This window comes from Variovorax sp. LG9.2, assembly GCF_035018885.1.
GTDB lineage: Bacteria > Pseudomonadota > Gammaproteobacteria > Burkholderiales > Burkholderiaceae_C > Variovorax.
On sequence record NZ_JASJXB010000004.1, the window covers coordinates 116,389 to 138,099 of the forward strand.

At 63.9% G+C, this 21,711-nt stretch carries 20 protein-coding genes and 1 tRNA gene; 14 read left to right on the forward strand and 7 right to left on the reverse strand.

What is annotated here, in order from left to right:
- Positions 1-3 precede the first annotated feature (3 nt).
- The 3 genes from QN413_RS05750 to QN413_RS05760 all read right to left on the reverse strand — a co-directional run bounded on the left by QN413_RS05750 (position 4) and on the right by QN413_RS05760 (position 4,026).
- Complete coding sequence (locus QN413_RS05750; RefSeq protein ID WP_323495671.1) at positions 4-1,230, reverse strand: ABC transporter substrate-binding protein; 1,227 nt, start codon at positions 1,228-1,230, stop codon at positions 4-6.
- 92 nt (positions 1,231-1,322) lie between these two features.
- Positions 1,323-2,840, reverse strand: coding sequence for an amidase (locus QN413_RS05755; RefSeq protein WP_323495672.1), 1,518 nt, complete (start codon positions 2,838-2,840; stop codon positions 1,323-1,325).
- Between the two features lie 109 nt (positions 2,841-2,949).
- Positions 2,950-4,026, reverse strand: a complete 1,077-nt coding sequence (locus QN413_RS05760; RefSeq protein ID WP_323495817.1) for a substrate-binding domain-containing protein — start codon at positions 4,024-4,026, stop codon at positions 2,950-2,952.
- Positions 4,027-4,236: 210 nt separating this feature from the next.
- Here QN413_RS05760 and QN413_RS05765 point away from each other — a divergent pair, with 210 nt between their 5' ends.
- Positions 4,237-4,671, forward strand: coding sequence for a MarR family winged helix-turn-helix transcriptional regulator (locus QN413_RS05765; RefSeq protein ID WP_323495673.1), 435 nt, complete (start codon positions 4,237-4,239; stop codon positions 4,669-4,671).
- Here QN413_RS05765 and QN413_RS05770 read toward each other — a convergent pair.
- Entirely contained in the window at positions 4,646-5,647 is a 1,002-nt protein-coding gene (locus QN413_RS05770) for a LysR substrate-binding domain-containing protein (RefSeq protein ID WP_323495674.1), read from the reverse strand. The genes QN413_RS05765 and QN413_RS05770 overlap by 26 nt on opposite strands.
- Positions 5,648-5,771: 124 nt before the next feature.
- Here QN413_RS05770 and pcaH point away from each other — a divergent pair, with 124 nt between their 5' ends.
- On the forward strand, positions 5,772-6,497 hold the full coding sequence (gene pcaH, locus QN413_RS05775; protein WP_323495675.1) for a protocatechuate 3,4-dioxygenase subunit beta: 726 nt from the start codon (positions 5,772-5,774) through the stop codon (positions 6,495-6,497).
- Positions 6,498-6,537: 40 nt separating this feature from the next.
- Positions 6,538-7,143: a protocatechuate 3,4-dioxygenase subunit alpha gene (pcaG, locus tag QN413_RS05780; protein ID WP_416352144.1), complete on the forward strand. Its 606-nt coding sequence runs from the start codon at positions 6,538-6,540 to the stop codon at positions 7,141-7,143.
- Between the two features lie 125 nt (positions 7,144-7,268).
- On the opposite strand, the gene QN413_RS05785 is transcribed toward pcaG, so the two are convergent.
- Positions 7,269-7,952, reverse strand: coding sequence for a c-type cytochrome (locus QN413_RS05785; RefSeq protein WP_323495676.1), 684 nt, complete (start codon positions 7,950-7,952; stop codon positions 7,269-7,271).
- Between the two features lie 164 nt (positions 7,953-8,116).
- On the opposite strand from QN413_RS05785, the gene QN413_RS05790 reads away from it, so the two are divergent.
- The 11 genes from QN413_RS05790 to QN413_RS05840 all read left to right on the forward strand — a co-directional run bounded on the left by QN413_RS05790 (position 8,117) and on the right by QN413_RS05840 (position 20,083).
- Positions 8,117-8,971, forward strand: a complete 855-nt coding sequence (locus QN413_RS05790) for an AAA family ATPase (protein WP_187053044.1) — start codon at positions 8,117-8,119, stop codon at positions 8,969-8,971.
- A 5-nt stretch (positions 8,972-8,976) separates the two neighbouring features.
- Positions 8,977-9,222 carry a hypothetical protein gene (locus QN413_RS05795; protein WP_323495677.1) on the forward strand — a complete coding sequence of 82 codons (246 nt, stop codon included), beginning with the start codon at positions 8,977-8,979 and terminating at the stop codon, positions 9,220-9,222.
- Positions 9,223-9,226: 4 nt separating this feature from the next.
- Positions 9,227-9,841: a GNAT family protein gene (locus QN413_RS05800; protein WP_323495678.1), complete on the forward strand. Its 615-nt coding sequence runs from the start codon at positions 9,227-9,229 to the stop codon at positions 9,839-9,841.
- Positions 9,842-9,847: 6 nt separating this feature from the next.
- Positions 9,848-11,035 (forward strand): vWA domain-containing protein, encoded by a 1,188-nt coding sequence (locus QN413_RS05805; RefSeq protein ID WP_187053047.1) that lies wholly within the window; start codon positions 9,848-9,850, stop codon positions 11,033-11,035.
- A 108-nt stretch (positions 11,036-11,143) separates the two neighbouring features.
- Positions 11,144-12,052, forward strand: a complete 909-nt coding sequence (locus QN413_RS05810) for a 2OG-Fe(II) oxygenase (protein ID WP_323495679.1) — start codon at positions 11,144-11,146, stop codon at positions 12,050-12,052.
- 113 nt (positions 12,053-12,165) lie between these two features.
- A complete protein-coding gene (locus tag QN413_RS05815) occupies positions 12,166-14,034 on the forward strand; it encodes an autotransporter assembly complex protein TamA (protein ID WP_416352145.1) in 1,869 nt (622 codons plus the stop codon).
- 23 nt (positions 14,035-14,057) lie between these two features.
- On the forward strand, positions 14,058-18,227 hold the full coding sequence (locus QN413_RS05820; RefSeq protein ID WP_323495682.1) for a translocation/assembly module TamB domain-containing protein: 4,170 nt from the start codon (positions 14,058-14,060) through the stop codon (positions 18,225-18,227).
- A gap of 58 nt (positions 18,228-18,285) precedes the next feature.
- Positions 18,286-18,360 (forward strand) — tRNA-Arg (locus QN413_RS05825).
- Between the two features lie 87 nt (positions 18,361-18,447).
- A complete protein-coding gene (locus QN413_RS05830) occupies positions 18,448-18,639 on the forward strand; it encodes a hypothetical protein (protein WP_323495683.1) in 192 nt (63 codons plus the stop codon).
- Positions 18,639-18,875: a hypothetical protein gene (locus tag QN413_RS05835; RefSeq protein ID WP_323495684.1), complete on the forward strand. Its 237-nt coding sequence runs from the start codon at positions 18,639-18,641 to the stop codon at positions 18,873-18,875. Before QN413_RS05830 ends, QN413_RS05835 begins: the two co-directional genes overlap by 1 nt.
- A gap of 110 nt (positions 18,876-18,985) precedes the next feature.
- The gene (locus QN413_RS05840) at positions 18,986-20,083 is read left to right on the forward strand and encodes an NUDIX domain-containing protein (protein WP_323495685.1); all 1,098 of its coding nucleotides are present in this window, start codon (positions 18,986-18,988) and stop codon (positions 20,081-20,083) included.
- 27 nt (positions 20,084-20,110) lie between these two features.
- Here QN413_RS05840 and QN413_RS05845 read toward each other — a convergent pair whose 3' ends face one another.
- Positions 20,111-21,403 carry an MSMEG_0569 family flavin-dependent oxidoreductase gene (locus QN413_RS05845; protein ID WP_323495686.1) on the reverse strand — a complete coding sequence of 431 codons (1,293 nt, stop codon included), beginning with the start codon at positions 21,401-21,403 and terminating at the stop codon, positions 20,111-20,113.
- Between the two features lie 18 nt (positions 21,404-21,421).
- On the reverse strand, positions 21,422-21,706 hold the full coding sequence (locus QN413_RS05850) for an MSMEG_0570 family nitrogen starvation response protein (RefSeq protein WP_323495687.1): 285 nt from the start codon (positions 21,704-21,706) through the stop codon (positions 21,422-21,424).
- Positions 21,707-21,711: the final 5 nt, after the last annotated feature.

Here is a 21,711-nt window from a genome sequence, read left to right on the forward strand (position 1 = left end):
GATCTAGGCCTTGATCACGTACTGCTGGTTGTCCTTCGGATTCTTGATGAGATTACAGACCGCGCTGGTGTCGACCGGTGGCTGCTGCTGAAACGTCTCGACGATGTTGAGTTGCTTGTTGCGGACCTCGGCGATACGCACATTGAGCACGCAGTGGTGCGTCTCGGGGTCGATCGAGACTTTGCCGCTCGGGCCGTCGATGCTGATGCCGCTTTCCAGCGCCGTGATCATCTTCTCGCGGTCGATGGAACCGGCCTTCTTGACAGCCTCGGCCCACAGCTTGAAACCCTGGTAGGTGCCCATCGCGAGTTCGGTGATGTTCGGATAGTCGGCACCGAAACGCTTGTAGAAGCGCTCCTTGAAAGCCTTGTTCTCCGGCGTGTCGACGTTCTGGAAGTAGTTGTACGACACCAGGAAGCCATCCGCCTCGGCGGGCGACAGAACGATATGCTCGTTGCCGCCGGCAAAGGTGGTCGATGCGAGCGGAATCTTCTTGGTCAGGCCTGCTGCTGCCCATTGGCGGTAGAAAGCAATGTGTGCGCCGCCGACCAGCGCCGAGACGATCATGTCGGGCTTGGCCTGCTCGATCTTCGAGATGGTCGGGCCGAAGTTCGTGACGTCGAGCGGAAAGAAGTCGATGGAAGCAATCGAGCCGCCGTTCTCCTGTACGAATTTCTTGACCCACTGCGAGGTGATCTGGCCGTAGTTGTAGTCGGCCGCCACCACGTAGACCTTCTTGCCCCACTTCTTCATGGCGTACGGAATGAGCTTGGCGACCGTCTGGCCTGGCGTGACGCCGGTGCAGAAGGTGTTGCGGTCGCACACCCCGCCTTCGTACTGCGTGTTGTAAAAGTAGAGTGTCTTGTTGCGGGTGAGCACCGGGCGAATCACTTCGCGCGAGGCGGAGGTGATGCCGCCCATCACGACCGTCGACTTGTCCTTCAACGCCGACTGTTGCGCGAACTGCGCGTAGAGCTGCATGTTCGATTGCGGGTCGTACGCGGCGAGCTTGATCTTCTTGCCGAGCAAGCCGCCTGCCGCGTTCTGTTCTTCGACCGCGAGCGTCATGCAGTCCGCCATCGGCTTGCCGTAGATGTCGAGCCCGCCCGACATGTCGATGATGCTGCCGACGACGATTTCGTCGGCGGCCATGGCGGCCATCGGGAACAGCGGCAAGGCGGAACCGGCGAGTGCGGCGGCGGAACCGTGGATGAAGGAACGACGATCCATGAACAAACTCCTCGAAGATTGACGGCGGGTGCCGTCGTGGTTTTATTGAAAGAAGGACTGCGGAAAGAAAACTGGAAAGGCGAGGGTCGCGGTCAGATCGCTTTCCAATCGCCGGCCTGCTCGAATGCGAAGGCGGCGCGGTAGATCGTGGCTTCGTCGTAGAACTTGCCGACCAGCATCATCCCGACCGGCATGCCATCGACCAGCCCGCACGGCACGCTCATGGCCGGATGGCCGGTCACGTCGAACGGGCAGCAGTTGGGCAGCATCTCGAAGGCACGGCCGATCACTTCCTCGACCGGCGCACCAGCGGCGGGCAACGGCGTGGCGGTCATGGGCAGGGTGGGCATCAGCAGCAGGTCGAACTCTGCCAGCGAGCTGTCGTAGGCGGCCGTCAACTGGCGCGACAGGTTCTGCGACTTGGCGTAGAAGTGGCCGCGGTAGTGCTGGATGAAATACTCGCCCAGCACCATGGTGAGCTTGAGCGTTTCCGACAGCTCGTCGGCCCGCTGTTTCCAGCCCGCGTGGAAGTCGACCATGCTGGTGACGTACAGGCCCTTCCAATTGAAGCCGTGCCCGTTGTCCTTCATCATTTGCTGGGTCGCGCCCTCGGCCGCGATCGGCAACCAGATCGCCGGACCGACCGCATGCATGGGCACCGACACTTCGCTCACGATGGCGCCGAGGCCGGCGAACACCTCGGCCGCCTTGCGCACCTTTTCGTTCACCAAGGCGTCGGACTGCGGCCAGCCGAAGCCCTCAGTGACGATGCCGATGCGCATGCCCTTGACGCCGCCTTTCATGAGTTCGGCGTAGGGCTTGGATTCCTGGCCCGCATGCTGACGCGGGTCGAGCCCATCGGGCCCCGCCAGCACTTCGAGCATCAATGCGTTGTCGGTGACGTTGTTGGTCATCGGCCCGGTGTGGTCGATGGTCAGCTCGATCGGCATCACGCCGGTGTAGGGCACGAGGCCGTGCGTGGCCTTCATGCCGTAGATACCGCAGTAGGAAGCGGGCATGCGGATCGAGCCGCCCTGGTCGCCACCGATGGCGAGGTCGACTTCTCCAGCGGCGACCAACGCTGCGCTGCCGGACGACGAGCCGCCCGCCGAATACCCCATGCGGTGCGGGTTGTGCACCGGCCCCGAAGAACTGGTGTGCGAGCCGCCGGAAAAGCAGAAGTACTCGCAGACCGACTTGCCCACCACCGTGGCGCCGGCGTCGAGCAGCCGTGTGACGACCGTCGCATCGACGTTCGGCATGTAGCCCTCGAGCGTGGAGGCGCCATTCATCATGGGCACGCCGGCCAGGCACACGTTGTCTTTGAGCACGACCGTCTTGCCGTCGAGCTTGCCGCCCGGCTTGCCTTTGATCGTGGTCTTGATGTACCAGGCGCCGTACTTGTTTTCTTCGCCGGAGGGGCGGTAGCCGGGCGTGCGCGCGTAGCTGACGACGGGCTGGTAGTCGGGCATCGCATCGATCACATCGTAGGCATCGAAGTTGCCCTGGAGCAGCGCGTTGTAGCTGGACGCCTGCGATTCGGACAGATGGATGCCGAGACTCAATGCAACGTCTTGCAGCTGGTCGATGGTAGGGCGTTTGATGGCCATGGCTGACTCCGTCTTTTGCGTTGAATGTGGCTCGAATTCTGTAAGTTGATAGTTTTCACGTCAAGTATTTTATTTTCCTTGGAAAACAAAATTTGTCGGTCCACTTTGGTCAAAACCGCGTCAGAACACGAAAAGCATTGCCCTCGGCGCGGGCGAGATAGATCGGCACGCGGTTGATGCCGCTGCCTTCGTAAGCGGCGTCGCGGGCACTGCGGTAGACCAGCGGCGCGTGGCCCAGGTGCTCGCGGTCGATGCCCGTCTGCAGATGGCCGTCGAGCAGCGCCGCGAGGAAATGCATGCCTTCATAGGTCGACTGGCCGAAGGTATTGAGCGTGGGTGCGCGTTCGCCGAAGTGCGCGTGATAGCGCTCCTTGAACGCCAGGTTGGACTCGGTGTCGAGCGTGGCGAAATAGCCGCACGCGACATACAGCTCGTCTGCGTTGTCGGCGCCGATGCCGAGCAGCTCGTTTTCCCCCATGGCACACGAGAAGCGCAGCATGTCGCGGTGCAGACCGGCGCGGCCGAAAGCGCGATTGAATTCGATCGCATCCTGGCCTATAAGCGACACCAACACGGCGTCGGCGCGGCACTGACGCAGCGCGTCGAATGCCACCGAAAAATCGGTTGTGCCGAACGGGACATAGCTCTCGCCGACCATGGCGGCGCCCGCCTCGGCGATGTAGCCGCGCGCCATGCGATGCGACATGTGCGGCCAGATGTAGTCGTTGCCGATCGCGAACCAGCGCCGCGGACGCTTGCGCTGGCCGAGCCATGCAATGGACGGCTGAAGCTGGCGGGCGGTGGTCTCGCCGATCGCGAACACTCCGGCAGTGGACTCGCCCCCCTCATAGAGCGGGGTGTAGATGATCGGAATCTGGCCACCGACCGCGCGCAGGATGCGTTGCCGCACCCCGCTGGTATGCATGCCGATGATGGCGTCGATGTCGCCGGCCTGGACCAGTTCGGTCAGGGTGGCCTCGATGTCGGCCGAGTCGTCCGCCGCATTGACGGTGAGCAAACGGCAGGAGCGGCCGCCGATGCCCGCCTCGCGGTTGAGTTCGGCCACCGCCAGCTTCGCGGACGCGAGCGCCGACGGCCCCCATATGCCAGCCGAGCCACCGAGCGGCACGCAGAGCGCGATATTGAGTTCCGAACGCGCTAGCGGCGGGTGCGGGGGACGCCGCAAGTGCCAGGTGCCACCATACGGCGTGGGTTCGGGCGAGCGACGCATGACCGATCCAAGGGATAAAAACATCGGAACTCCCAAGCATTGCACCAAGATGGCAACAGGGATTGAAGTGTCGCAAAAATCGCGCCAACGCTTTCCAAGGAAAACGATCGTTGCTAAACTTGAAAGATACCCTGCGCACTCATGACAAAGCCTACCGCCCCACCCATGCCTGAGCAAGACATCTCGCAGTACCTTGCCTATCTGCTGGCCGCCGCCAACCGGCGCATGCGCATCGGGCTGGCCCAGTCGATCGCCGCAGAAGAAGTGACCGAGGAGCATTGGCGCATTCTTCAGGTGCTGGCAGACGAACAGGGGCGGTCGATGGGGGATCTGGCGGAGACGGTGTTGCTCAACCATCCGGCGCTGACCAAGAACGTCGACAAGCTGGTGGGCCGTGGCCTGGTGCAGCGGGCCGCGGATGCGTCGGACAGTCGCCGGGTGCTCGTTTACATCAGCGACCTCGGGCTCGAAACGGTGGCGCGCCTGAAGAAGAGCGTCGATGCGCACCACGGTCAACTGGAAGAGGCACTGGGGCCGCGCAAGACCAGTCAGCTCAAGAAGCTGCTCGAAAGCTTCATCGAGGAGTGCGAGACGCACTGAGCCGGCCGGTGCGCTTGGGCTTTTGGCCTTGCCGGGCCGACTCGCGCAGCAGCCCCACCATCGCATTGCAGGCGGCCGACGGCTCGGCTTCGCTGCGCAGCAGCAGCCCGACCGGTTCTTCGGTGCCGGATGTCTGGATGCGCAGCCGTGCCAGCATGCCGGCCTGCAGGTCGTCGTGGACAGCGCCGAGCGGCGTGATCCAGACCGCATCGGACTGCGCCACCAGCGCGCGCGCCACCATCAGGTCCAGCGTCTCCAATGCGTTCGGCGGCACTGCGAGGCCGCGCGCGGAAAAGAAACTCTCGGTGCTGTGGCGCGGGATCGTGCCCTCGGCGAACAACACGAACGGATAGGCGAGCACGGCCTGTACCGACGCTGCACGCCGGGCCAGCGGGTGCCCATTGCGCGCCACGAACACCAGCGGCTCGGCGTAGAGCAACTCGAAGCTCAGGCCCTTCATCAGCTGCGGATCGCTCATGCGGCCGGCGACGAGGTCGAGTTCTCCTGCGCGCAACGCGTCTAGCAGCACCGCGTTGGCAGCGCTCTTCACAGTCACCTGCAATGCCGGCCAATGGCTGCGCAGGCGGGCCAGCGCCAGCGGCAGCAGCGCCGGTGCCACGCTCGGCAGCGCGCCGATGCGCAAGCGCTCGAGTCGGTCACCCGCGGCGGGCGCGATCGCCTGCGCGCTGGCGTCCACCGCCTCCAGCACGCGCAGTGCGTGGCCCAGCAACTGTTCGCCCGTTGGCGTCAGGCCCTGAACGCCGCGCCGGCCGGCACTGCTGCGCTCGACCAGACGCGTGCCGGCAAGCGTCTCGAGCTCTGCCAATGTCTTGGAAATGGCCGGTTGGCTCAGCGCCAGTCGCTCCGCTGCGCGTGCCAAATGACGCTCTTGGGCGATCGCGACGAAGCATCGCAAATGACGCAGTTGCACGTTGCGGGCGAAGGCCAGCGAAGGAACAGCGGGAGCGGATTTCAATTACCGTTGATTATTGAAAAAGACGGAATCTTCAATTTACATGATCGAAGGCGACTTCTAAAGTAAAGCCCGCCGTTGAAATACCGACGAGACATCCTCAAGAAATTCAGACTGGACACAAAACATGCTGGACCGAACCCCAAAGCCCCTGGCGACGCTCTCACCGCGCGACTGGGCGAGCCACCCCTCGTACATTTACCCGGGCTACAAGTCGACCTTGAAGCGCGGCCCGCAACAGCCGCTGATTCCACTCAAGGCATCGCTCGGCGAACTGCAGCAACCGGTCTACGGTCACAACGCCATCGGCGAGTTCGACCACGACCTGACGCGCAACGCGCGCAAGAACGGCGAGCCGTTGGGCGAACGCATGATCCTGACCGGCCAGGTGCTCGACGAGCGTCGACGCCCGGTCGCCAACACGCTGGTCGAGCTGTGGCAGGCCAACGCGTCGGGCCGCTATGTGCACAAGGTCGACCAGCACGATGCGCCGCTCGATCCCAACTTTCTCGGTGCCGGGCGCTGCCTGACCGACAGCGAAGGCCGTTATCGGTTTCTGACCATCAAGCCGGGTGCCTATCCCTGGGGCAATCATCCCAACGCATGGCGCCCGCAGCACATTCACTTGTCGCTGTTCGGCCAGCATTTCGCGAGTCGGCTGGTGACGCAGATGTACTTTCCCGGTGACCCGCTGATGCAGCACGACCCAATGATCAGCGGCACGCCGGAGCGCTATCGCAACCGCTTGATCGCCGACTTCAGCCTCGACGCCACCCAAGAAGGCTACGCACTGGGCTACCAGTTCGACATCGTGCTGCGCGGCGCCGACGAAACGCCGTTCGAAAACCGTTGATGGCCCGACAGACAAAGACACCGACAAGGAGACTCGCACCATGATGAGCGCACTGGAAGCCGACTTCGGCCAGACCCCTTCCCAAACCGTAGGCCCCTACTTTGCCTACGGCCTCACCGCCTCGCAATACGGCTACGACTTCGACCAGCCTTTCGACGCCGTGCTGGCGCTCGAAAACGCCAGAGGCGAGCGCATTCGGGTCGAAGGCCGCGTGATCGACGGCGACGGCAATGTAATCGGCGATGCGCTGGTCGAGATCAGCCAGCCCGATGGCGAAGGCCGCTATCCGCAAACGGTCGACGAGGCGCGAAGCTCGGGCTTTCGGGGATTCGGCCGCTGCGGCACGGGAACCGAAAGCGGCAATCGCTTCGTATTCCATACGGTGAAGCCCGGCACCGAAACATCGGGCGAGGCACCGCACATCAACGTCATCGTGACGATGCGAGGGCTGTTGCTGCACACCTTCACGCGAATCTATTTCAGCGACGAAGCGGGTGCCAACGCGAATGACGCCGTGCTGCAAAGCGTACCCGCCGATCGCCGCGGCACGTTGATCGCGGAACGCGTGGCGCAAGACGGCGCGGTGCGATATCGCTTCGACATCCGTATGCAGGGCGATGGCGAAACGGTGTTCTTCGACGTCTGAACCCAGCTTGCCGTGCAATGACGCGCCGAGAGATCGCGTCGTGAGCTCGACCGTAAAAAAGCCCGCTGCGAGCGGGCTTTTTCAATGGTGCCGGGACGCCTGACATGGCGTCTTCACCGGCATCTTCAATCAGACCGGTGAAGGAGCGACTCGGGGACCGTTTTCACATCGCCCGGCAATGTGCTGATGTAGCTGGCCAGTACCTTCAGTTCAGCCACGCTATACCGCTTCGCCTGCCCGCCCATGATGGCGTTGGCACGGCCGACCATCGGATGGTTGTCGGCCTTGTACGCCTTGAGTGCGACGAAGAGATAGTCCGGATACTGGCCGGCCAGCTTGGGCACGGTGCCGTCGTTCGGCGTATTGAAATTGGCGCCGTGGCACTTGGTGCAGGCGTTGGCCGAATCCCGCGCGATAAGTGCTTCGACTTCCTTGCTGGGCGCCTTGGCCAACGCAGCCGGCGGCGCGTCGCCTTCTTTCAGGCCGAGCTGGCTGTAGTACGCAGCGAGGTCGACGATGTCTTGCGGCGCAAGGGTGTCGGCGATGGCACGCATCGTCGGGTGCTTGCGATCGCCGCCCTTGTAAGCAGTGAGTGCCGACACGATGTAGGTGGCGCTTTGGCCCGCAATCATCGGCACCTTGTGGATCTCGGGAAAGCTCGCCTGGTACCCGACGATGCCGTGGCAACCCACGCACATGGCGATCTTTTTGGAGCCGTCTTTCGCGTTGCCGGTGAGCGTTTGGGACTGGGCCGAAAACGTCACGCAAGCGACAGCGAAGGCAAATATCGTGGTCAACAACTTGTTCATTTTGCGCGCACAATCTCGTGGAAATTTCGGTTTCTCTATCAGCTTTCGATTATATGCGGCGGCTCATGGGGCGGCTCTCAGCAGCCCCGTGCGGAATGCGCCTCACAGGCCGCATAGCGACTCGACTGTCTTCTTTTATCCACCCTCCTGTTGCAGCTACATCCATGAAATTCAAGGGTTCAGACAACTACGTTGCCACGCAAGACCTGATGCTGGCAGTCAACGCCGCCATCACGCTCAAACGGCCCCTGCTCGTCAAGGGCGAACCCGGCACCGGCAAGACGATGCTGGCCGAAGAAGTGGCACAGGCACTCGAACTGCCGCTGCTCCAATGGCACATCAAGTCGACCACCAAGGCGCAACAGGGTCTGTATGAATACGACGCCGTCAGCCGCCTTCGCGATTCGCAACTGGCCGACGTCGACGGTGGCGAGCGCGTCAAGAACATACACAACTACATCCTGAAGGGCGTGTTGTGGCAAGCCTTCACGGCAGAAGAACCGGTTGCACTGCTGATCGACGAAATCGACAAGGCCGACATCGAATTTCCGAACGACCTGCTGCGCGAAATCGACCGCATGGAGTTCTATTGCTACGAGACGCGCGAGCTCATTCGCGCCAAGCACCGGCCGCTGGTGTTCATCACGTCGAACAACGAGAAAGAACTGCCCGACGCTTTTCTGCGCCGCTGCTTCTTCCACTACATCAAGTTTCCAGACGCCTCCACGATGAAGCAGATCGTCGACGTGCACTTCCCCGGCCTGAAGCAGGAGTTGCTCACCGCCGCGATGAAGACGTTCTACGACGTGCGCAACCTGCCTGGCCTGAAGAAGAAGCCTTCGACCTCCGAACTGCTCGACTGGCTCAAGCTGCTGGTGGCTGAAGACATTCCGCTCGAAGCGTTGCAGAGCAAGGAAGACAAGGTGGCAGTGCCGCCGCTGGTCGGCGCGCTGCTCAAGAACGAACAGGACGTGACGCTGTTCGAGAAGCTCGTCTTCATGCAGCGCAACAACCGCTGAGGCCCATGGCTCAAACACCGCACCCGACGAGCCAGTTGCTCATTCTCGGCGTCGCGCAGGCGGTGCTGTTCGTCGTGGGCGGCTTGTTGGGTCGCTGGATCGGCATGGCGTTCGGCATCGATGCCTTTGCCAGCGCCGGCTACAGCGCCCGCGAAATGATCGGCATCCTGCTCGTCGGCCTCGGTGCCGGTGGCGGGCTGCAGTTGGCGCGTGTCTGGTACGCGCGCCGGTATGGAAACCCCAGAGGCTGAACAGATGGCTTTCGTCGAACCGATCACTCTATCGTCGCGTGGCATCGCGTTGGTGCCGCTGGCGCTCTCGCACGAATTGGGCTTGCGCGCCGCAGCGGCCGATGGCGAGTTATGGAAATTGCGTATTACCTCGGTGCCCGAGCCGCAAGACACGCGCGGCTACATCGAGACCGCATTGCAGATGCGCGAGGCCGGCAATCGTTTCGCATTTGCGGTCACCGAGGAGGCCACCGGCACCGTGCTTGGCAGTACCAGCTATCACGACATCCTGCCCGCAGTGAAACGCGTCGAGATCGGCTACACCTGGTATGCGAAGCGCTGCCAGCGCACGCACGTCAACACGACCTGCAAGCTGCTGATGCTGAGCCACGCTTTCGACGTGCTCGGCTGCAATGTGGTCGGCTGGCGAACCGACAACTTCAACCACGCGTCGCAGCGCGCCATCGAGCGGCTCGGCGCCCGCAAAGACGGCGTGATCCGCGGCCATGCAATGCGCCGCGACGGCACCATCCGCGACACGGTGATGTACAGCCTGCGCTCGGGCGAATGGCCGGAGGTCAGGGCGCAACTGCTCTATCTGCTCGACAAGCCACGTTCGCAAGCAAACCACAAGGAGTGATCCGCCATGCTGATCGACTTTTTCTACACCCTGCGCTCGGCCAAGTTGCCGGTGTCGGTCAAGGAATACCTGGTCCTGCTCGAAGCACTGAAGGCCGACGTGGTCGGACCCAATTCCGACGATGCTTTCGGCCTCGATGACTTCTACTATCTGAGCCGCACTTCGCTGGTCAAGGACGAGAAGCACTACGACAAATTCGATCGCGCCTTTGCCAGCTACTTCAAGGGCGTCGACACGCTGACCGACTTCACCAAGGAAGTGCCACTCGACTGGCTGCGCAAAACGCTGGAACGCGAGTTCACCGCCGAAGAAAAAGCCAAGATCGAAAAGATGGGCTGGGACGAGCTGATGGAAACGCTGAAGAAGCGTTTCGAGGAGCAAAAGGAGCGGCACGAAGGCGGCAACAAGTGGATCGGCACTGGCGGCACATCGCCATTCGGCAACGGCGGCTACAACCCGCAAGGCGTGCGCATCGGCGGTGCCGGCAAGAACAAGAGCGCGGTCAAGGTGTGGGACCAGCGCGCTTACAAGGACTACGACGACAGCCAGGAACTGGGCACGCGCAACATCAAGATCGCGCTGCGGCGCCTGCGCAAGTTCGCGCGCGAAGGTCATGAAGAAGAACTCGACCTCGACCACACCATCCAATCGACCGCAGCCAACGCCGGCTATCTCGACATCAAGATGCGGCCCGAGCGCCACAACAACGTCAAGGTGCTGTTGCTGATGGACGTGGGCGGCACCATGGACGAACACATCCAGCGCGTCGAAGAGCTGTTTTCAGCTGTCAAGACCGAGTTCAAGCACCTCGAGTTCTATTACTTCCACAACTGCGTCTACGACTTCATGTGGAAGAACAACAAGCGGCGCTTCTCGGAAAAGTTCGCCACGGTCGACATCCTGCGCAAGTACAACAAGGACTACAAGCTCATCTTCGTCGGCGACGCCACGATGAGCCCCTACGAAATCCTGCAGCCGGGCGGCAGCGTCGAATACAACAACGAAGAGGCCGGTGCCGAATGGATGGCGCGCCTGACGCATGCCTTCCCTAAATTTGCCTGGATCAACCCGGAACCCCAGGGGGTCTGGCAGTACCGCCAGAGCATCGCCGTGATGCAGCAGCTGGTGTCCAACCGCATGTATCCGCTCACGCTCAAGGGGCTGGAAGAGGCGATGCGCCTGCTTTCCAAATAGCGTCGACCGGAACATTGATCCGGATCAAACTGAAAATTTGAGTATTTCGCTACTTTCAGATACATTAATACAAACGTACACACATTCGACCCTTAAGCCCAACACATCATGTCGATCAGCGTCCCGCCCGAAATCTTTACATCGGCCACGGAGGCTGCGTCCGTGGGACAGTTGGAGCGCGCTCCCGTTGCCAATACCGTAACCATCCGCGGCGTCCGGCTGCCATTGGATGAACTGGTCAACTACAAGCTCTTCGAGCCGGAGCAGCGGCAGCGCTTTCGCGATGAGCTGCTGGTCGCAAAGCCTTTTCCGCATCTGGTGATCGAAGGCATCTTCAATCCGCGCCTGCTGGAGCTGGTGCTCGAAGAGTTCGAAACGCTCACGACGGGCGGTTGGCTCGACGTCAAAAGCCGCTATGAATCGTTTCGCCGATCGGTGATCGGGGCCCGCCTCGGGCCGGCTTCGCAAATTTACTTCGACATCGTCAACTCGGGCTGGTTCACCGAATGGGTGTCGAGCATCACGGGCCGCCCGTACCTGCTGCCCGACCCGCAACTGCATGGCGGCGGTCTGCACGAAAGCCGCACCGGCGCCTCGTTCGCGATCCATCGCGACTTCGGCCGCCACACCGAGTCCGGACTGATCAACGAAATGGTGTTCATCACCTATCTCAACAAGGGTTGGGACCCGACCTGGGGCTCGGCACTCGAGCTATGGGACAAGAAGAAAAATGCCTGCATCACCAAGGTGCAGCCGGAATTTGGGCGCAGCATATTCATGCTGCACGGCAAGGCCAGCTACCACGGTCATACCGATCCACTCAACGCGCCCGACGGCCGGCCGCGGCGTTCGATCGCCGCCTACTACTACAGCAGTCCCGAGGCCGGCAAACCGAGTCGCGACATGCTCAACACGATCTTCATGGACCGTCGTCCCATCGACAAGGCCCTCGCGGTGGCACGTGTGCTGACGCCGCCGATCGTCTGGTCGACCATCAAGAAGGTCACCGGCCGCTGACCCTGCCGTTGCGCATGTGACCCTGCGGTGCTGTGGGGCATATCGGGCGGGCTGACCTTGCTGTCAGAATCGACCCGATGGTCAGGAGGGTGCTTTTTTTAACGCCGGCATGGATGCCGGCTTTGTTTTTTGCGAGTGTCCTTCTTCTGCAGGGATGCAGCGTGCTGTCGGGCCTCACTGGCCACACACCGCCCGCGGATGCACCTGAAGGCGCACCGGTCGCCAGCAGCACTGCGCAACGCGACAAGCGCGACGCCTTCGCCCTCGAAGTGCACGGCCCTGAAACGGTCCGTGACTACCTCAACCGGCACCTCGAAATTCAGCGCTATCGCCAAGTCGACGACCTTGGCGCCGCCGAACTCTCGCGCCTTATGGTGGCCGCCGAGGCCAACGCGCGCGAGCTGCTCGGCACGCTGGGTTACTTCACGCCCACGCTTACGCTCGAACTCAAGGAAACACCAATTGCTGGCGCCAAGGCTCCTCGCGAAGTGGTCATCACGGTCGACCCCGGCGAAGTGACGCATGTCAGTTCGGTGCAGATCGGCTTTGCCGGCCCCATCGAAAACGACCCGACGTCGCAAGCGCACCGTGACGCGGTACGGGTCGGTTGGTCTTTGCGTGCCGGGCAGCCGTTCAACCAACTGGCCTGGGACAACGCCAAGGCCGTGGCATTGCGCAACCTGACGGCCAAGCGCTACCCGACCGGCAGCATTCTGAAGAGCGTGGCCGATGTCGACGCCGACCGGCAGGAGGCGAAGTTGTCGGTCGATTACCAGTCCGGCCCGGCCTATCGCTTCGGCCCGCTGCAGGTGCGCGGAAGCGAACGCTACGACGCCAACGGCGCCCGCCGCATTGCCCGCGTGCCGACCGGCGCCGATTACGACCAGCAAAAACTGCTCGATGCGCAGCAACGTCTCGCCAGCAGCGGCTACTACGACTCGGTGTTCCTGACGCTCGACACCGAGTCATTGAACCCGCAGGCAGCGCCAGTGGTCGCGCAGCTGCGCGAAGCGCCCCTGCAAAAGATCGTGCTCGGCGCGGGCTTCACCACCGACAGTGGACCGCGCCTTTCCGTTGACCACATCGACAACAAGATGCCGGTGCTCGGCTGGCGTGCCGTGTCGCGGCTTTCGGTCGACCGCGAGACCCGCTCGCTCGGCTCGGAATGGAACAGCATCCCCGGCGACAACGGGTGGCGCTGGTTCGCGAGCGGTGAGCTCAAGCGTGAAACCGCAGGCACCTACGACGTGGACAGCGGCCGATTGCGCAGTGGCCGCAGCAAAGCAGGCGACCACATCGACCGCAGCTATTTCCTGCAATACGACTACGCGCAAAACCGCGGTTACGACGCACCGCCGTCAGCTTCGGCGATCAGTGCCAACTGGGGATGGACCGGCCGCTACTTCGACAACAACACCGCACCTGCGCGCGGCCAGGCGCTGGCGCTCGAAGTCGGCGCCGGCTACACGCTGACGGGCGAACAAACGCCCTTCGTGCGCACGTATGCGCGCTGGCTTGGCATCGTGCCGATCGGCACGGTGCCTGAGGACGGCACGCAGGCACGTCGCAGCCGACTGCAGTTGCGGCTCGAAGGCGGCGTGGTCGCGGCCAAAGACAGCGCGCAGATCCCGTCGACGCTGATGTTTCTGACCGGTGGCGACACCACGGTGCGTGGCTACAGCTACCGCCAGATCGGCAGCGTGCGCAGCGACGGCACCATCGTCGCCGGTCGCTATCTCGCGGTGGCCAGCGTCGAATGGCAACGCCCGGTCGTCTATGGCGGCAAGCTCACCGATTTCGAGAGCGTGACCTTCGTCGACGCCGGCGCCGTGGCCGACAAGCCCGGGCTGTTGAAAGCCAAGGTCGGCGTGGGTGCCGGCGTGCGCTGGCGCAGCCCGATCGGTCCGGTGCAGGCCGACGTCGCGTACGGCGTCGACACCAGGAAGTTCAGGCTGCATCTGCGGCTCGGCTTTACCTTTTGAGATCGCGCTAGCCGACAAGCACGATGAGCAGCGAAGCCGAATCCCCCTCGAACGCAACGACGACCGCCTTGCCGCCCGAAGCGCAGGTGGTGCGCCGCTCGCGCACCCGTCGTGCGCTGCGCGCGCTGGCGTGGAGCTTCGCCGGGCTGATCGCGCTGGTGCTCGTGCTGACCGCAGGCGCCTGGTGGTGGCTCGGGTCGAACCAGTCGCTGGCCTTCGCACTCACGCAAGCGGCGAATCATCTGCCGGCTGGCCAATCACTTGAAAGCCGCGACGTCAGCGGCTCGCTGCGCACCGGTGGGCGTATCGGCTGGCTGCGCTGGCAAGGCCCGACGTTGGCAGTCGAAGTGCACGGGGCCCAGATCGGTTGGGCACTCGCGCCACTCTTGAAACGCAAGGTACAACTGGGTGAAGTTCATGCGGCGCAATTGCTGATCGAGCGTCGTGGTCCACCGAGCAAAACGCCGACCGAACCATTGGAGCAACTGGCACTGCCGATCGATGTCGAGTTTCCATTTCGCATCGACGATTTGCGCTGGACCGGGCCACCTGCGCTGCAGGCCACGAACCTGTCGGGCCTCTACAAATACGCCAACGCGCAGCATGCGCTGGACGTCACCGGTGTCGACATCGCCGACGGGCATTACAGCGCCCGCGTTGCACTGCAAGGCCCGGCGCCGATGGCGATCGATGCAGCACTCGATGGTCGCGTGAAGGCGCCGCTGGCCGAAGGCCGCAGCATCGACGTGGCGGCCGATGCCACGATCAAGGGCACGCTGAGTGGCGCAGCCGCACGCTTGCGGGTGAGCGCGCAATTGAAGCCGGCCGATGCCACGACGCCGGTCGCGGGTGAGCTCATGCAAGCCGCGCTGCAAGCCCAGATCGCGCCATGGCAAACGCAGCCGGTGATAGATGCGCATGTCGATCTGCGAAACATCGACGCCGCGAGCCTCTGGCCCGGCGCACCTCGAACACAGCTGACCGGCACCATCGCGCTGCAACCCGACGCCGCCGTAGGCCCAGCCGCATGGCAGGCCCGGGGCAACATCCGCAACGCGCTGCCCGGCGCCTGGGACCTCGGCAAATTGCCGCTCGAACAGGTGGAGGCCGACGTCGGCTTCGACGGCACCGCCTGGAAGATCGCCGACGCCACGGTGCACGCTGGCGGCGGTCGCATCGATGCCGAAGGCGCCTGGGCTCCTGCCCCGGCGCCATGGCGAGCCACTGCCATAGTGAGCGGCGTAAAGCCCGGCGAGCTGCATACCGAGCTGGCTGGCGCGCCCATCAATGGCCGCGTTACTGCCGAGCAAAATGGCGATGCGCTGACCTTCGACGTGGCGCTGCAAGCCGAAGGCGGCGCCGGTACCAACTCGCTCAAGGGCTTGAAGCTCGATCGCGCCGTGGCCCGAGGTCAGTGGCTCTTTCAAAACCAGACACTCGACTTGCGCATGCTGCGCATCAATGCCGAGCGCGCGAGCGTCGACGGCAAGCTGCAATTGCGTGTGGCCGAGCAGGCGGGCAGCGGCAATCTGAACGTCGTCTTGCCAGGCGCCAGCGCGGAACTGCAGGGACGCATCGCGCCGAACCAGGGCGGCGGCGAACTCAAGGCACGCATCGACGATGCGGCGACGCTGCAGAAGTGGATCGAAGGACTGCCTGGGCTTGCATCGGCTTTTGCCGGCAGCAGCGCGCAAGGTGCCGCACGCCTCGATGCCAGCTGGCAAGGTGGCTGGCTGGCTGTGCAACGGCGCTTGCAAAGCGCAACGACGCCGTCGCCGCGCGGCAACGCGGAGCCGACCGTGCAAGCCACGCTGATCACGCAGAAGCTCGATCTTCGGTTGCCGGCGCCCGCCTCTTCTTCTTCTTCTTATGCTTCTGCTTCTGCTTCTGCTTCTGCTTCGTCGATCATTCAACTGCGCGGCATCCGCGCAGAGCTGGCCGGCAGCCTGGCGCAAGCCACCTTGTCGCTGCAAGGCGAGGCCAGCACCGGCACGCAAAAGATCACGCTCGACACACGCGCCAGCGGCGGCCTCGAGCGCGCCGATCAATGGCGCGCAACGATCGCCAGCCTGCATCTTCAAGCGCAGGACAGCACGCGGCCCGGCCCCTGGACGCTGGAGCTGAGCCGCGCCATCAGCGCCACGATCCGCAGCACGGCCGCGAATGGCAAGACGGCCGCGCGGCTCGACGTCGAAGCTTCGGCCGCAGGCGCGACGCTGCGCGGCCCGGTGCCGGGCACGGTGCGCATCGACTGGCAACCGTTGCGCTTCAGCCAGAGCGGCACGTCGACCAACCGCGTGTACCGCCTGCAATCGCAAGGCAAGCTGCAGGGCCTGCCGATGGCTTGGGCGAGCGCACTGGGCGCCAACACGGCACTGGCCGATGCCGGCGTCACCGGCGACTTGTTGTTCGACGGCGATTGGGACATCGACGCCGGCGACGCACTTCGCGCCCATGCGCGGCTTGCTCGGCAAAGCGGCGACATCCGCGTGCAGGCCGGCGAAGCGGCGCTCGTCACGCGCATCACGAGCCATGGCACCGGCACGGCCAGCGAGCGCACCATAACGGCGTCCGATGGCGACGCGGTCGGCCCCAGCACACCCGCCGGCCTGCGGCAGGCCGAACTCAAAGTCGACGCACAAGGCGATGCGATCAAGGCGACGCTGGCCTGGGACAGCGAGCGTGCCGGTCAGCTCAACGCCGAAGCGTCGAGCCGCGTGGTGCAGCACGACGGCGGCTGGCAGTGGGCTGCCGACGCGCCCCTCGCCGGCCGGCTCACGGCCAAACTGCCGAGCCTGGGCGTGTGGTCGATTCTTGCGCCACCCGGCTGGCGCGTGGCCGGCACGCTCGAAGCCGATGCCACGCTGTCGGGTCATCGCGCAGCACCGCGCTGGAACGGGACATTGAGTGCAGACCAGCTCGCCTTGCGCGCGCCCGTCGAAGGACTCGATTTGCGCGATGGGCGCTTGCGGGTCGCGCTCTCGGGCGACCGCGTCGAGATCACGGATTTCACGCTCAAGGGCGGCGCCGGCAGCACGGCACGCATCGCGGGCCAGAGCGGCAACAGGAGCACGGCCGCCAGCGAGGCTGCGAGCGATGGCGGCAGCTTGTCGGCCCGCGGCGAAGTCCGCTGGAACAGCGACGCGACCACCTCGGGGTCTGGCATCCGCATGTCGGTGCAAGGCAAGTTGACGCGCTTGCGTGTGTTGGTCCGCACCGATCGACAGGTGACAATTTCGGGTGAGGTGCAGTCGCGCCTCGATAACGGCCAGTTCACCGTGCGGGGCGACCTCAAGACCGATCGCGCAGTGATCATCCTGCCGGACGAGACCGCGCCAAGTCTCGGCAGCGATGTGGTGGTTCATTCAGCCGCCAAAGACCGCGAGGCGGCTGAGCAGCAAGCCAAGCGCGACGCTGCCGCGCGCGCTGCCGAAACGACCGCGGCAAGCAACAACGCCCGACCGCAAACTGCCAAGCCACCCGACATCGCAGTCACCTTCGACCTCGGCGATGACTTCGCGGTCCAGGGCCGCGGCATCACGACGCGACTCGAAGGCAAGCTCGACATCCGCAGTACCTCGCTTACAGCGCCGCCGCGAATCACCGGCGAGGTCAAGACCGTGCGCGGCCGCTATCGTTCTTATGGACAGGAACTCGACGTCGAGAGCGGCCTGGCGCGCTTCAACGGTCCGTTCGACAACCCGTCGCTCGACATTCTGGCCATCCGGCCGAACATCACCCAGCGCGCGGGCGTGCAGATCACAGGCACTGCGCAATCACCTCGCGTGCGGCTCTATTCCGAGCCCGCGCTCTCCGATGCGGAGACACTGTCGTGGGTGATCCTCGGACGCGCCCAGGCCAGCAGTGGCGGCGAATCGCTGCTGCTGCAGCAGGCCGCGTTGGCGGTGCTCGGCGGGCTGGGCAAAGGCGGCACCGGCGGCAGCCTTGCCAGCCGCTTCGGGCTCGACGAAATCGGCTTTAAAGGCCCTGGCAGCGGTGGTGACCTGCGCGAATCGGCGGTGACGCTCGGCAAGCGGCTGTCGTCGGACTTCTACGTGACCTACGAGCGCAGCATCGGAGGCACCTTCGGCACGCTCTTCATCTTCTACGATCTGACGCGGCGCCTGACCCTGCGCGGCCAGGCCGGCCAGAAGAGCGGGCTCGACCTGATCTACACGCTCAAATACGACTGAACTGTTAAAGTCGCCGCCGCTGCCCGAAGCCCCGAAACAAGCAAGTTTCGCGCGCTCAGTCCTCGTAGTTCAATGGATAGAACGGGGTCCTCCTAAGACTCAGATACAGGTTCGATTCCTGTCGAGGGCACCAAGGCCTCGGGCTCGAGAATTGTTTTTGTGTACTTAAGTGTGACCTAGTTCCTCCCGTCAAAAGGATGACGTAGGCACAATTGCTTACATGACACAGCGCGCACAAACCCCTCACGAATGGTGGAAAGACAAGTCCGATTCGACCGAACGGGCTGCTTTCACCCAGTCTTACCGTTCCGGCCAACGCGAGCAGCACGCCGCTGGCTGGCGCCGCAACGTCATGCTCGGGTTCCTGGTTATCGCCATTCCCGTGCTGGTTCGCCTGTTGATCGCAACATGATGTTCAACGTTTCCCCTCGCCCCGAGCGCCTGAGCATCGAGCAGATTCACGGGCTCGCAGACTCACTTCGAAGCGAATCGGCACACGATGGCCGCACGGCAGCTGCCGTCGCCGACGCACTCGAATCGGTCGCCCGCGAACGCGCATGCCGGGCGGCGCGACTGCAGCGCCAGTTCGGCCTGCGAAATTCAGCGTCGGTCCGTCGTGTTGCCGAGTGGGCCGTCACGAACTTCTGAGGAGCTCCACCGCTCGGCCACCACGCGATCCGGCGCGCTGGCTACTTCACCGAACCCGCCCACCGGCGGGTTTTGCTTTTTGCGCTCCGCTCGGGCATTACATTCGAGCGATGCATGATCTCGCCGTCTTCGTCGGCCGCTTCCAACCCTTCCACAAAGGTCACCTCGCCCTGTTGCAGCACGCGCTCTCTGAAGCGCAGCGCTGCATCGTGGTCATCGGCTCGGCCTTTCACGCGCGTTCGCCGCGGCATCCTTTCAGCTGGCAGCAACGTGCCGAGATGATTCGACGCGCTTTGCCTGAAACGGATCGAGAGCGGGTCAGTTTTGTGCCGGTGCGCGATCACCATGAAGACGCGCCGTGGATCGCCGAAGTTCGCCAAGCGATAACCAGCGCAAACAAGGCGAACACAGCGAAAGCGGCAACGACTTTCACGGCTGGTTCGACGGGCTCGACCGATGCGACCGGCTCCGCGCCGACCGCGGTGCTGCTGGTCGGCCACCGAAAAGACGCGACCACCGCCTATCTCGACTGGTTTCCCGAATGGCAGTTGACGACGCTGTCGGTCGCCTCGACCGCAACAGCCCGTGCGGCGCGCGACGCCTTGTTCGGTGCGACCGACGACGGCCCTCTGCGCGCAATGGTGCCGCTGCCGGCGTTCGACTTCCTGGCAATCTGGCGCAACGAGTCAACCTTCGCCGCGTTGCAAGAAGAGTGGACGATGCTGCGGGACTACCGTGCCACCTGGGCCGCGGCGCCCTGGCCGCCCACGCTGGTCACGGTCGATTGCGTCGTGAAGTGCCGCGACCATGTGTTGCTGATCCGCCGTGGCGAAGCACCAGGCAAAGGTTTGCTCGCCGTGCCGGGCGGCTTCATCGAGCAGCGTGAGACCACGCATCGTTCCGCCCTGCGCGAGCTGGAAGAAGAAACGCACCTCGACGTGCCAGACGCCGACCTGCGCGCCTGCCTGAGGGGCACTGCGGTATTCGACGCCCCCGATCGCAGCGAGCGCGGCCGCACGATCACGCACGCGCACTACTTCGACCTGGGCGATCGCCCTTGGCCGACGGTGCGCGCCGACGACGATGCGGCCTCGGCCAGTTGGACGCCCATCTCTGCACTCGTGGCGGAAGAAGCGCACTTCATGGACGACCACTTCGCCATGCTGCACCACTTCCTGCAATTCGAGTTGCCTGCGCCTCCCGCCTGAGCCCGCCCTCGCAGGCGCGCCCAACTTTCAGCTCATCGAAGCCACGCTCTCTTCTCGCGACAGCGCCGAACCTTGCGCGTTCTTGCGCCGCCCATCGATCTGCTCTGCGAGGTAGTACGCGTCTCGCGCGACACCTGAGAACCGGCCCGATCCCCAGGTGTGCAGCCACGGCAAGCCGAGGAAATACAACCCCGCCTGATGCGTCACGCCCCGCAGATGCACCGGCTCACCCTTGCCGTTGAACACCGGCGCATCGACCCATGCGAAGTCCGGCAGAAAGCCGATGCACCACACCACGCTGGTGATGCCCGAGGCACGCAGGCTGAGTGTCGTGCGCTCCTCTTTCGGCTCCCACACCGGCACGTAGCGCTCGGGCGGCGGCGCATCGATGCCGTTGGCTTCGATGTATTTGTCGATCGACGCGTTGATGCCGTTGTAGATCTTGTCGGCGTGGTCCAGGTGCTCGCGCAGGTTGGGCTGGAACTGCAGCGCATCGCCTTCCATGCCGGTCAGCAAACCATAGAGCTCCATGCCTTCGTTGGCGAACGCACGCAGGTCGATGTCGCGTCCACCATCGCGCCCGGTGAGGTAGTGGTTGGTGTTGTCGCGCACGCCTTCGCGCAACGGATGTGCAGTGACCGGCATGTCGTAGTACTTCATGTCGGCGAGCCAGTCGACCGCGTCCTTGCCGCGATAGAAGCGCGCGCAGCGCGGCGCGTTGCCCGTGGCAAGAAACACCTTGCGGCCGGCCAGATGCAGGTCTTCGGCGATCTGCGAACCCGACTGTCCGCAGCCCACCACCAGCACAGCACCCTCGGGAAATTGCGCGGGGTTACGGTATTGAGCCGAGTGGTATTGCACGATGCCGGCAGGCAGGCGCTCGGCCATGCGCGGGATCACCGGCTTGTGATAGCCGCCCGACGCCACCACCACCTGGTCGGCAGTGAACTGGCCGGCGCTGGTTTCGACCGTGTACCGGTCGGACTCGCCCGCGCGCGACACCTTGTTGACCGTGACGCCTTCCATCGCCGGCGCCTGCACCTGCTCGACGAAACCGGCCAGCCACGCGTTGATCTCGTCCTTGACCATGAAGCCGTGCGGATCGGTGCCCTTGTACGGCCAGCCCGGAAGATCGCACTGCCAGTTGGGCGTGACGAGGCAAAACGAGTCCCAGCGCTGCGTGCGCCAGCTGTGCACCAGGCTTCGTTTTTCGATGACCAGATGGTCGATGCCGCGCTGCTGCAAACAGTGGCTGAGCGACAGGCCGGACTGGCCGCCGCCGACGATGACGACGCTGTAGTGAGTGGTCTTGGTAAGCATGGTGTTTCTTTTATTCAATCAGTCGAAGGCGATGACGGTCACCTGGGCATCGGTTTGCGCGTCAAACCGGGTTGCGATGTGCTCGATCTCGGCCAGTTGGTCCATTGCCTGCGAACAGGCGAAGCCGTACTTGGCGCGCACGCGCTCCGACGCGATGCCGAGTGCATCGCGCGTACGCTGCATGAAGTCCGGAAGCGGGTAGCTTTGACCGACGGCGAGGAAGTCCTCGACGACCAGCGACGGCGAGTAGCAGCGCGTCTCGCTGAAGTCGGGCCATCGAACATTGAAGTGCATCACGGGCATACGGA